The 12077-nt window shown below is 65.0% G+C and carries 10 protein-coding genes; 5 read left to right on the top strand and 5 right to left on the bottom strand.

The genetic code is table 11. From position 1 onward, the window contains the following. Positions 1-23: 23 nt before the first annotated feature. From DWF74_RS29325 to DWF74_RS29310, 4 genes are all read left to right on the top strand, one after another. A complete protein-coding gene (locus DWF74_RS29325) occupies positions 24-1055 on the top strand; it encodes an AraC family transcriptional regulator (RefSeq protein ID WP_180988602.1) in 1032 nt (343 codons plus the stop codon). A 106-nt stretch (positions 1056-1161) separates the two neighbouring features. Next, positions 1162-2283: a polyamine ABC transporter substrate-binding protein gene (locus tag DWF74_RS29320; protein ID WP_102864494.1), complete on the top strand. Its 1122-nt coding sequence runs from the start codon at positions 1162-1164 to the stop codon at positions 2281-2283. 105 nt (positions 2284-2388) lie between these two features. Continuing rightward, positions 2389-3846 (top strand): amidase, encoded by a 1458-nt coding sequence (locus DWF74_RS29315; protein ID WP_115582294.1) that lies wholly within the window; start codon positions 2389-2391, stop codon positions 3844-3846. Between the two features lie 53 nt (positions 3847-3899). After that, complete coding sequence (locus DWF74_RS29310) at positions 3900-4229, top strand: hypothetical protein (protein WP_110653531.1); 330 nt, start codon at positions 3900-3902, stop codon at positions 4227-4229. 33 nt (positions 4230-4262) lie between these two features. Here the strand turns inward: DWF74_RS29310 and DWF74_RS29305 are convergent, their stop codons facing one another. After that, complete coding sequence (locus DWF74_RS29305; protein WP_115582293.1) at positions 4263-4694, bottom strand: HD domain-containing protein; 432 nt, start codon at positions 4692-4694, stop codon at positions 4263-4265. Positions 4695-4961: 267 nt separating this feature from the next. Here DWF74_RS29305 and DWF74_RS29300 point away from each other — a divergent pair, with 267 nt between their 5' ends. Continuing rightward, positions 4962-5528: a GNAT family N-acetyltransferase gene (locus DWF74_RS29300; RefSeq protein WP_115582292.1), complete on the top strand. Its 567-nt coding sequence runs from the start codon at positions 4962-4964 to the stop codon at positions 5526-5528. Positions 5529-5655: 127 nt separating this feature from the next. Here the strand turns inward: DWF74_RS29300 and DWF74_RS29295 are convergent, their stop codons facing one another. From DWF74_RS29295 to DWF74_RS29280, 4 genes are read right to left on the bottom strand one after another with little or no spacing between them, the layout of a single operon-like run. Further along, entirely contained in the window at positions 5656-8661 is a 3006-nt protein-coding gene (locus tag DWF74_RS29295; RefSeq protein WP_115582291.1) for a bpX6 domain-containing protein, read from the bottom strand. Next, positions 8654-10471, bottom strand: coding sequence for a hypothetical protein (locus tag DWF74_RS29290; RefSeq protein ID WP_115582290.1), 1818 nt, complete (start codon positions 10469-10471; stop codon positions 8654-8656). Before DWF74_RS29290 ends, DWF74_RS29295 begins: the two co-directional genes overlap by 8 nt. Before the next feature lies 1 nt (position 10472). Then, on the bottom strand, positions 10473-10910 hold the full coding sequence (locus DWF74_RS29285; RefSeq protein ID WP_115582289.1) for a hypothetical protein: 438 nt from the start codon (positions 10908-10910) through the stop codon (positions 10473-10475). After that, on the bottom strand, positions 10907-12025 hold the full coding sequence (locus tag DWF74_RS29280; protein ID WP_115582288.1) for an AAA family ATPase: 1119 nt from the start codon (positions 12023-12025) through the stop codon (positions 10907-10909). The genes DWF74_RS29285 and DWF74_RS29280 overlap by 4 nt, the downstream gene beginning before the upstream one ends. Positions 12026-12077: the final 52 nt, after the last annotated feature.

Below are 12077 nucleotides of genomic sequence, written 5' to 3'. Positions count from 1 at the left end.
CCGCTATCAATCTGAGATCGCCGATGGCCGCTCTTCGCCTGACCACCCTGCACACCACCCAAGCGGTGCTGGACGCCTTTCGCGACAGCGATGTATCGCCCGAGGTGCTGCTCGAAGGCAGTGGCATCCAGCTGGCCGACCTGGAGCTGCCCAACAGCCTGATCAACATCAGCCAGGAAATGCGCGTGTTCAGCAACGCCGTGGCCTTTCGCCAGGACCTGGGGCTGGTGCTGGGACGCAACCTGCATATCAGCGCCTACGGCATGTTCGGCCTGACCCTGCTGACCAGCGCCACCCTGCGCGAAGGCTGGTCCCTGGCGCTGCGCTACCCCTTGCTGCTGGGCACCTTCTTCCACCTCGACCTGCAGATCCGCGACGGCCTGGCCTGGCTCACCGCCGACCAGTACAGCGAAACTGAACTTGAGGTGTTCAACACCGACTTCTGCATGTCGTCCTACCGGGTCACCTGCCAGGACCTGCTGGGCTGCAAGCTGCCGCTGCGAGAGGTGCACCTCAAGCACCCGCCGCAACCCTATCTGGACAGCTACGAGCAGGCGTTCAATTGCCCGGTGCAGTTCAACGCCGGGCGCAATGCCATCGGCTTCGACCTGGAATGGCTGGACCGGCGCCTGCCCCTGGCGGACCTGGTCACCCAGAACGACATGCTGCAACGCTGCATCCGCCTCAACGAAGAGCTCAGCGCCCGGCCGACCTGGATCGATCAGGTGCGGCGCATCCTCAATGAACAGCTGCACGCGGTGCCGGACTTCGACAGCCTGGCGCGCCAGGTGCACTGTTCCCCCAGCACCCTGCGCCGACGCCTGCGGGCCCAGGACACCAGCTATCAGCAGTTGCTCGATGAGCTGCGCTATGCCCGGGCGCAACAGTTGCTGGGCCAGCACAGCCTGCCCATCTACCGCATCGCCGAAGCCCTGGGCTTCAAGGAAACCGCAAGTTTCCGCCATGCCTTCCAACGCTGGAGCGGCGTTGCTCCCGGGCGCTTCCGGCAGTTGGCCGGCCAGCTCGGCCCGCTCTCGGACTGCGCTGAAGATTGACGCTAAATATCCCCTATTGACCGTTGCCAACATTCTCTCAGGGACCTATCCGGCCAAGAATGATCCACCCGGAAGGTCCCGCTCATTTCAGACATGGAGTTGTCGCATGAAATCGCTGCATACCGCCCTCACCCGCCTGGCCCTGAGCTGCTCCCTGAGCGCCCTGGCCCTGAGCGCCAGCTTCAGCGCCCACGCCGCCCCCGAGCGCACGGTGAACATCTTCAACTGGTCGGAGTACATCGCTCCCAACACCATCAAGGACTTCCAGGCCCAGAGCGGGATCAAGGTCAAGTACGACATCTTCGAAAGCAATGAAGTGCTGGAAGCCAAACTGCTGACCGGCAACAGCGGCTACGACGTGGTGGTGCCTTCCAGCGGTTTCGTCAGCAAGCAGATCAGCGCCGGCGCCTTCCAGCCCCTGGACCGTGGCCAACTGCCGAACTGGAAGAACCTCGACCCGGCGGTGATGAAGCTGCTGGAGCAGAGCGACCCGGGCAACCGCTACGTGATCCCCTACATGTGGGGCACCAACCTGATCGGCTACAACCGCGACAAGGTCCAGGAACTGCTGGGCAGCGATGCCCCGGTCAACAGCTGGGACCTGGTGTTCAAGGAAGAGAACCTGAAGAAGCTCAGCCAGTGCGGCGTGACCTTCCTCGACTCGCCCGCCGAGATGCTGCCCCTGGCCCTGCACTACCTGGGCCTGGACCCCAACAGCCAGAACCCCGAGGACTACCGCAAGGCCGAGGCCCTGCTGCTCAAGCTGCGTCCTTATGTGCGCTACTTCCACAGCGCCAAGTGGATGGGCGATATCGCCAACGGCAACATCTGCGTGGCCGTGGGCTACTCCGGCGGCTTCCTGCAGGCGGCCAACCGCGCCAACGAAGCCAAGAACGGCGTGCACATTGAAATGCGCATTCCCAAGGAAGGCACCCTGGTGTGGATCGACACCGTGGCCGTTCCCGCCGGCGCCAAGCACGTGGACACCGCCCACGCCTTTCTCAATTACCTGATGGAACCGAAAGTCATCGCCTCCATCAGCAACTACGTCGGCTACCCCAATGGCGTGACCGACTCCAAACCGTTCATCCAGCAGACGCTGCTGGACAACCCGGACCTGTTCCCCAGCGCCGAGACCATGACCCGCCTGTACCCCCTGGCACCGCTGCCGGCCAAGGCCGAACGCACCCGGACCCGGACCTGGGTCAAGGTCACCAGTGGCCGCTGAGTTTTTGACCCTCAAGGGTTTGCGGGCCGCCACCAGCGGCGCGTCCGCAGCCCTTGCCCGTTGGCCCGCCACCGGCGCCCCACGGCCTTGATAGAAGAGCTGCCCATGTCGTTATCCCCGTCCAGCACACCGGCCCTGCACCTGCTGTCCATCGAGGCATTGCTGCACGGCTTTGCCGCCCGGCAGTTCACCCCGGTGGATCTGCTGCACGCGGTGCTGGCCCGGATCGAACGCCATGAGCCGCAACTCAACGCCCTTTGCGAGCGCCAGGACGCGGCCGCTCTCGCCGCCGCCCAGGCGGCTACCGCGCGCTGGGCCGCCGGGCAACCGCTGGGCCGGCTGGACGGCATCCCGATCCTGGTCAAGGACAACAGCGACATCCAGGGCTGGCACACCCGTAGCGGCTCCAGGGCGCTGGCCGACCGCCCGCCCATGCCCCGTGACACCAGCCTGGTGGCGCGGCTGCGCGAGGCCGGGGCGATCTTCATTGGCAAGACCACCCTGCCGGAACTGGGCAGCACACCCCTGACCGATAGCCCGCTGACCGGCATCACCCGCAACCCCTGGAACCTGGCCCTGCATGCCGGTGGCAGCAGTGGCGGCAGCACCGCTGGCGTGGCCGCCGGTTACGCCCCGGCGGCCACCGGCAATGATGCCGCCGGATCGATCCGCACCCCGTCGAGCTTTTGCGGGGTGATCGGTTTCAAGCCCAGCCATGGCCTGGTGTCCGCCTGCCCGAGCATCGACCCGGGGGGCATGGCCGCCGAAGGCCCGATTGCCCGGCATGTACGGGATATCGCCCTGCTGATGGAGCTGATGAGCGCCCATGAGCCTGATGAACCTTTCGCCTGGCCCCATGCTCCCGGCCAGTTCCTGTCCGGCATCGAGGACGGCATCAACGGCCTGCGCATCGCCTTCAGCGCCGACCTGGGCCATGCCGCCCATGTCGATCCGCAGATTGCCGCCCGTTGCCTGGCCGCTGCCCAGTTGCTGCAGCAGGCCGGGGCAACCGTGGTCCAGGCCTCGCCGGACATCGGCCAGCCGGCCGCGAATTACCTGCGGGCCTGGCCGGTGGAAGTGGCCAGCGCCATGGCCGAGGAAATCCCGCTGGAGCGCCAGCACCTGGTCGGCGACTTCCTCCAGCAGGCCCAGGTCCGCGCACGCCAGCTCAATGCCCTGGATTACGCCTGCGCGGTGCAGGAGCGGCATCGGGTCGCGCAACAACTGCATGACTTTCTCGGCGACTACGACCTGCTGCTGACCCCCACTGCGGTGGTCGAGCCCTTCGCCGTGGAGCGCCAGATGCCACCCGACTGGCCGGAGCAGATCAGCGCCATGTGGCAGCCCACCACCTTCCCGTTCAATTTCAGCCGCCAACCGGCGCTGAGCATGCCCTGCGGCCTGAGCGCCGCCGGCCTGCCCATAGGCCTGCAGATCGTCGCCCGCTTCGGCCGTGACGAATGGGTCCTGCGGGCCGCCCGGGCCCTGGAAAAACTGCTGCCTGCCGGGGTGTTCGCTCACCCCGCCGGCCTGCTGGACGCCCCCGGGCGTGAACTGCACTGAACAACCCGCTGACGCAGCAACAACGCGCCGCTTTACGGACAAGGAGGTGGACCATGGAGTCTTCTAGCAGTTGGTATCAAGACACTCAATTCGACCACGACATCTACGTGATGATCATTCGTGAGCCGAGTTCACCGAGTCTCTATGCACATCAATCCGGTGCCAGCTTCAGCTACGTCGGGCGGCTCACCGGCCATGGCCAGCACCCGTGCTTTTCCGTGCACTTTGCCTGCCCGCCCTACGGCAACGACTACGCCAGCACCGAAGCCGCCCTGCAAGCCGGCCTGGCCCATGGTCGCGCCCTGATCGAACACTGGCGCACCCGGGGCAGCAAGCCACCGGCGCGCAACGCCGAAGTCGCCCTTTCCAACTACAGCAACTGAACGCCCCGGCGCCGCTGGCCCTGGGCTAGCGGCTCAAGGCCGGTCCAGGCTATCGAGGTACTCGATGGCCTGGCGGTACTTCTCCAGGCGCCGCCGGTCATCCTCGCTGGGCTCGGGGATGCGTGACAGGTCACTGTTCTCCGCCAGGTCCGCCCGCTTTACCCGTCGCGCCAAAGGATTCTGTGCCGCGCGGCGGATAAACCCCGGATAGTCCTCGCCCTCGACCTTGGTCAGCGCCGCCAGGGCCTGCAGCACCTCTTCACTGAAACCTTCGCCGCGCAGTTGTTCCAGGGTCACCGGGCTGTCTTCGATGACGTCGTGGAGCACCGCGACCAGCTGTTCCCGGGGCTCGGACAGCCGCAGCATGACCCGCAGGGGATGGAGGATATAGGGCGCCCCGCCCTTGTCGACTTGCCCGGCATGGGCCCGGGCAGCAATGGCGATGGCGCGTTCCAGGGTACTCATGGGCGGTGGCTCCGGATCTTGGCAACAATGCCGGGGCCATACTAACCCGACCGGTTCAGGCCAGGGCCAGCAGACGCCGGGCCCGTTGCAGCACTGGCGCGTCGACCATCTGCCCGTCCACCTGATAGGCAGCGGATGGGGCCATGACCGGTGATCGCCAGTCGCGGCGCGACAGCAGCGGACATTGATGCCGATCAAGCGCCCGGATCGCCGGCGGAGTAAAGCTTGTGGCAATCACCTGCCCTTTGCTTCCCCGGAGACTTGATCATGTCCAGCAGCGCCCTCGATGTCCTCGCCCAACCGCCCTTTCCGGCCCAGCAAGGCCAATATTGGATCGACGCCCTGAGCGACGGCAGCCATGTGCTGATCCGCCCGCTGCGTCCTGAAGACCGGGGCCGGGAAAAGGCCTTTATCGAAAACCTCTCCCCCGTCACCCGGCACCAGCGCTTTCTCGGTGAGGTCAAGGAAGTCGGCGATCAGTTGCTGGATCAACTGATGGACGTCGGCACCCCGCAACGGGTGGCCTACGTGGCCCTGGTCCACGACAACGGCGAGCTGCGGGAAGTCGGCATCAGCCGCTATGCCCAGGTCGACGACCAACCCTGGCGCTGCGAGTTTGCCGTGACCATCGCCGATCAATGGCAAGGCAAGGGCCTCGGTGCCCTGCTGATGCAGCATCTGATCGACGAAGCCCGTAGCAATGGCTTCCAGCAGCTGTATTCGGTGGACAGCGCCGCCAACTACAGCATGCGCCGCCTGGCGAAGACCCTCGGTATGCGCAGCGCCATCGACCCCGACGATGCCACCCAGGTGATCCACAGCCTGGAGCTGTAACCCGCCCAAGCCGCGCCTCGGTTCGAGGCGCGGCCGCAGCAGCCAACGCCTCAAGATGCAAAGACCATCGCACAGCGCCGTCAACCCATGTGGATCTTGGTCACCCTCGCGGTATCAGGCCTGTTGTTCAATACAGGCTCAGATTACGCAACTGGCCAGTATTGACATCAACGTGGGCCAGCCTGCCGCGCCGATCGAACAGCAACCAGTCAGGCCCCAGGCAACGCACACCCATTGCACAGGACTCAGGCCAGATCAGGCTCGCCGCCAACTGTGCCCGGGGACGGTGTATGAAGTGCCACATCTGCTCACCCGATGCAGTGAAGTAGCCAGCGACCAGCCATTGTTCACTAAGCTGCGCTCGCGGTGACTGGTAGAGGTCGTCCCCCAGGCCAGGCAAGCGCCAGCCCTGTCTATTTGCCAACTCCAGTATCAGCACCGGCTCGGCTGTCTCAGGGGCCTTTACCCAGACACTGAATACTTCTCCACCGGCACCCAAGCGGCGTCGGGGCGACGGACCGTCGACATTCTGTGCAACCACCTGCAAGCGGTCGCGCGCGCACAAACGTCGCTCCGGCAACAGGTAATGCCAGCATTCGCTGTCGCCTGATTCACTGCCGACCCACCACCATTCATTCTGCGCGTCAGCCTGCAGTTGTAGGACTTGGCCCGGTAAATCGCCGACATGCCAGAGGGTCCTGAAGCCATGGTCCACATCCACCACCCGTACTTCTTGCTCCAGGCCAATGGTCCAGGCAACGCCATCGAACTCGCGGGCAAACTGCTGCAGCACCAGAGTTCCAAGGTCGGTGGCCCGACGCTGCACCAGATCCAGCTTGCTGACACGCCAAACCTTGTCACGCCGGGCCAGAACCAGCGCCACCTGCCGCCCATGCGCCAGGACAATCTGCCAGGCCGGCAGCGCAAAGTTGAACAGTACCCGCCCTTGCGCATCGACCACCACCGCGCCGGCCTCCCCGAGCGCCAGCAGATAACGCCCGTCGTCCAGGGGCACGGCATCGAGGATCGGACGGGCGCCGGCATCGCCCGCACGCCACTCAAGCGGCTCATTGCGCTCGGCCAGGGCCACAGGCCGGTGGCGCGGCAACAGCCTGGCGGGCAGGTCCTGCTGCAACAGCTTGTTCTGACTCAGTTTGACCAGCGACAGCAACTGGGCCGTCTGCATCTGCCCCACGCCTTGAGCGGCGTCGGCCAGCAGCGCGTGCACCAGGGCGTTTGCCAGCCAGGCCAGCGGCTTGCTCTGCGACTTGTGCTGCAACAACGCCTCGGCCAGCGCCGCACGTTCGGTGCTGCGCTGCGGCTCGTCACGCAGTTGCATCAGATAGTCGGCATAGGCATCCAGGGTGTCCGGCAGCAGGATGGCACGCTTGACCAGGGCTGCCGCCGCCAGTCCTCCTCCAGCGGCCTCGGCGGCGAGCAGCCATTGAGCCGCCCGCTCACGCTCGGCTGGCAGGCTCCAGATCACATCCACCGCCTGCAGCCACAAACCTTGACGCGTCAGGTGATATGCCCATTCCAGGCGCAACTGCTCGGCCTGCTCTGGCCAGCGCTCTTGCAGCAGCACCACCGCATCGGCGAACGCGTCGTCACGCCGCGCGACATGCAGGGCTTGCTGCCAATCCCCGGCCAGGCACAGCAAGCGGACGATCACCGACGCCGGAGAGTCCCAGGCCAGGGCCAGGCCGGCCGCCTGTTCGAAGCGCCCATGACGCTCCAGGTAGTCCAGGGCTTCCTGATGGGCGTTGAGCAGTTCGGCGAGGACAAACACGGCCTCCTCGATACGCCCCTCACGGTCCAGCCGGTTGAAGCTCTGGCGATAGACCTGGCGCAGGTGCTCGCGAATCTCATCGTTGAGCATCAGGTTGCGCGATACCGATTCCCCGCGGTTCAGGTCAAGGTCCTTGCGTGGTTGCGGGGTAGCAAAAGAAGGATCGCTCGGCATGCCGTCCTTCATCAGCGGAATCGCGTGGCGCAGGGCCTCGTCTAACTGGCCACGCTCGAACATGTCGAGCATGCGCTGCAGATAGGCCGCCTGGCGCCGACCATACAGGTCTTGCCAGACCACTCCCTGAACCAGACGCTGCAGCCACTTGCGCCAGACTGACGGCTTGAAGCTCCGTGCCTGGGCCCGGGGCTTGATCGCTGGCGCCTGCTGCCAGGCCGACTCCGCCGCCCAAGCCCCGCCCTCGGCACTATTACCCGGCGTCCCCCCCTGGTCCTGGACAAGGCCTTGAGCAGCACGCTTGGTCGCCGAGTGCTGGGAGCCCTTGCCGCTCACGCCGGGCTGAACCCGCAACTGGCGGCCCAGCCATGCCAGAAACAGAGTAAACAGCACGGAACTGAGCAGTATCGATGCAATCCACAGCAGCAGATCCTCGGGCCCAGCTTGCGCGTCGATCTGCCGGGGCTTGAGCAGGCTGTGGCCCAGGTTGAAAAACAGCATCAGGCCCAACAACGCCAGGCCGCCATGCAGCAGCCAGCGCTGCTTGCCAGGCGCCGCCATGGCTTCGACTGCCTGCCCCATGGAGAACTTGCGCGCCTTGCCGGTCGTCGATTGACGCGGCTGCCGCTCGGCCAAAGCCCGCATGACCACCTCACGCTCCGGGTCCGGCGCGGCCACACAGTTGCCCAGGATCTGACGGATGTCGCTCTGTAGCGGCTCTGGCTCAGGGAGCTGGGACGGTAAACTCATCTGGCAGTCGAAGGTATCGAATAACGGGTAGTCGCCGAGCTCTAGCCAGCTTCCAGGCGCCAGCAAACGGGAAGATGCCAATTGCAGGGCCTGTACCTGACCACCACGGACCAACCAGAGATCGGCCTGTGGCAAGGCCTGGCGCTCTTGCGGGTCCAGCGCTGCCGAGCACAAGACCGGCCCGAGACGTATCAACGGCCACCCCTCAAGTTGCTCACACACCCGCCACTGAGGCTGGGCGAACGACAATAGGTCACCGTCGGCAAAACGCCGGGCGCTGGCGCCGGGTTGCCATTGCTCAAGGATCATTCGCTGGCGCTGCGCTTCACTGAAGCGCTCATGGGCAAACCACAGAGCCGCCACCGGCTGCCTGCCCTGCAACAACGGACGACGGATCACCCAGGCGGTCGACTCAGGCATGGGATAGCTCCTCGCTGGGTTTCAGGTTGCAGTGGATCTGCAGGCGCATCCGCTCCTGCGCCAGGGAATAGACCAGCAGCTCGCGCGTTCCGGTGAGCACTGCAATCAATCCGCTGATGGAGCAGAAGCTGCTCTTGACGACTTCATCGCTGCAACTGAACAAGACCCGCTGCTCGCCCGAGTGATAAAGCGCAACGGTGCGTCTATCGGGTCCCAGTAAAACCAGTGAGTTGCCCTCGCGCACGGGGTCATGCCACAGGCCGAAGCCACACCACCTCGGTGCCAGGCGCAGTTCCTGACTGCCGCTGCGCGTCAGCAGTTGCCAGCGCTCGCCCGCGGCGCCCGGTGTCAGCAAAGCGCAGGCACCGAAGTCCTTTTGCCAATGCCCTCCGGCCGCCACCAGTATCTGTGTAACCCCGGCGGCGGCCCCTAGACGGTAGGTCTGGCGAATTTCGCCTCCTGCACAAGCGGTGCGTGCCAGTAATTGCCCGGCCTCTTCACGCACATACACCAAGGTCTGGGAATCGACCTTGGACAGGCCCAGAACATGGTCTGCCAGCAGCAGACAAGTGCCGGGGGGCTCATCGGGGGAGGCATGACGCAGCACTGACCATCTGGCCAGCCGCCCCTCACTGTCGAGAACAAAATAGCGCCCATGATTCTCATCGCGCAGCCAGGCGCAGGCCAGCAGCGTCGCGGTGCCCGACGGCAGCTTGAGCACATCAGGACCGGGACGCAAGACATCTGGCAGGCCGCCTACGTTCCAGAACGACAGGCGATCGTCATAGCTGAGCAACGCCCCCGGCTTGCGCCCCACGAAGCTCATGGTCAAGGGCCGGCAGCTGGATTTCCAGAGCTGCTGGTGGATCGTCGCAGGCCGCTTGTGCGCCGCACTCGGCAACCTGAGGATCAGGCATCCGGGCTGGTCCAGCAGCACCATGGCAATGTGGGTTCCGGCATCGGAGATGACCGGCGCCAGCGTCAGCAGCACCCGTGGAGCAGCAATCGCAGAGCGCCCTTCTACAGCCGCAGGCGTCTGGAACTCGCCCTTGAGCAAGCGCAGGCCGGCATTGACCGGGGGAATTGGCAAGCACGTCCTGGCCCGCCTGGCGCCGCTGATCTCGACCTCCAGGGAGCCACCGTCGAGGCTTTGCTGCACCTGCACCCGATAGCGACCGGCCAGGCCCATGTCGTCGATCGGCAGACGCTGCCCGATCACCCAGCATTCAGCCCAAGGTTCGGACTGCGCGCTCAGCCATTCACTCCAGCGCTGCCCATGCTCCGGCTCCACGCACTGGAAGGTCCGTTGCCCCAGCAGGTGCCGCAACTGCACCGCCGTCTCCAGTTTGTGCAGCTGGTTGTCGGCATCCTGCAGGACGCCCCAGCGAAACTCCGCGCCTGCCGCACGCGCACGCTGCGCCAGGATGATCATCAGCGCCAGGTGAACCAGCCTTGGCGCGCCCAGCTGCAAGGGCCCGGCATCAAACAGCGCAATCAGCGTGCCGCTGGCCTGGTGGGTCCGGTATTGAGGCGCAACGAACAGATGCTCCGCGCTAACAGCACGCCGCAGAAATTCCTCCGGCAACTCCTCGGCCAGCAGCCATTCGCTGGCAAGCAAACGCTCATAGGAGCCTCGTTGGTGCAGATCGCCCAGGCCATCGGGCTCCGGATCACCGCCCTGCAGTCGCCCGCTGAGCGGCCCCAGCAGCGGATGCAGGCGCCGCAGACAATCGCCCAGCACGGTTTGCAACTCGAGATCGAGCCAATGCAGCCAATCGCTCCAGGGTTGAAGGCTTTGCGGTAACTGCATATCAGCTCTGCGCCCAGTAGTCTGCAATACGTGCCAAATGCTCCTCAGTGACCGGCAATTGCCGATCCAGAGGAATCACTGCGGCGGGCTCTGGCCACAACAACAAGAGGGAACGCGCCTCTTTGTCGAGCAGTGCCTGCGCCAACAGGTCGATGGCGACCTCAGGTTCGTAACGGGTCGGCAGCCATAACGCGGGAGCCTGTTCATGACTGGCGGCATACTGGACGCCTTCGACCCAGGGCAAGTCGGATTCAGCTCCCAGCACCACCAGCACCCGAGCATGGGCGGTGGCCTGCAAACGCTCGGCCTGCGTGGCAGGCAACTGCTGCAAGCGCTGATGCAAACGCCGGGCAACCGCATCCCAGGCGACCGCCGCCCGCGGCGGCTGCGCCACCGCTCGTTCACGCCAGGCCCAAGTCAACGCCGGTACGCCACTCATGGCAGCACAGCCAGCAGGCCCACCAGTTGTGCCCGCACGATTTGCAGCGGCTCCGGGAGGTTCTGCGCGTCGAAGTTGGCGTCGATCTCGCGCAGCATGCTCTCTACGGAGGTGCCATCGAGCTCCGTTCGCTGCAACAGTTCCCGAGCGCTTTCCAGCAAGCGGTGGAGCCGGGACAGCGGTTGCAGAGTGGCCTCCTCGACCGCGCCGAACAGATGGCTGTTGCCTGACTTCGCCAGCAGCTCACGCAACACCTCACGCCCCCGCAGCTGGCTGTCCTGGGTGGGCAGGGCATAAATCAGCGGCCAGAGATCCGCCTCTGTGGCCTGCTCCCTGCCGCACAACAGGGTAGCAGCAGCGATCAGCCGCTGGGACTTGACGATGCGTCGATCGGAAAGGGTGATTCCCGCCTCGCGCAAGCACCTGATCGCATGGGCCAACACTGGCCGCACGCCCTCCAGATCGACATCCTTCAAAGCGCGATTGAGACCCTCGAGCTGACTCAAGTCGAGCATCTGCGCCACGGCCTGGCGCTCCACCTGCCAGCCACCGCTGAGCAGGGCTTCGAGTTGATTGTCCGGCACCGCATCGACAAACAGGTGCAGCAGGAATCGATCCCCGAATGCAGCCAGGGCCGGGTCTTCAGGCAAAGCGTTGGCGGCGCCGACACACACCCGCAAAGGGCATTGGATCTGAGTGTGGCCACGTCTGAAGCGACGCTCGTTGAGCACCCCGAGCAAGGTATTGAGGATGGCCGTGGAGCCTAGAAAGACCTCATCGAGAAAGACGATATCGGCTTCTGGAAGCATGCCGCTGACATCGGTTTCCACCGTTCCTTCGCGCAGTTTCTTCAGATCGACCGTACCAAACAGCTCCGAAGGCTCGGTAAAACGCCCTAGCAGGTATTCGAAGTAGCGCCCGCCCATGGACTGGGCCACGCGACGCACCACCGCACTTTTTGCTGTACCCGGTGGCCCGATCACCAGCAAGTGTTCTTGAGCCACAGCAGCCAGGACAATCAGTTCCGCCAATTGCTCGCGACCGACCAACCCCTGGGTAGCGACGCGAACCACACTACGGATCTGTGCAGCGGCACTTTGCAATGAGGTGGTCATCTTCGTCATCCCTGAATAAAAGCCGTGGATTCTGCCTGAGTCCCTTACTCGA

This window comes from Pseudomonas protegens (assembly GCF_003363755.1).
GTDB lineage: Bacteria > Pseudomonadota > Gammaproteobacteria > Pseudomonadales > Pseudomonadaceae > Aquipseudomonas > Aquipseudomonas danubii.
Note: the sequence above shows the minus strand (reverse complement) of the source record. Positions and strands in the feature narration are given on the sequence as shown.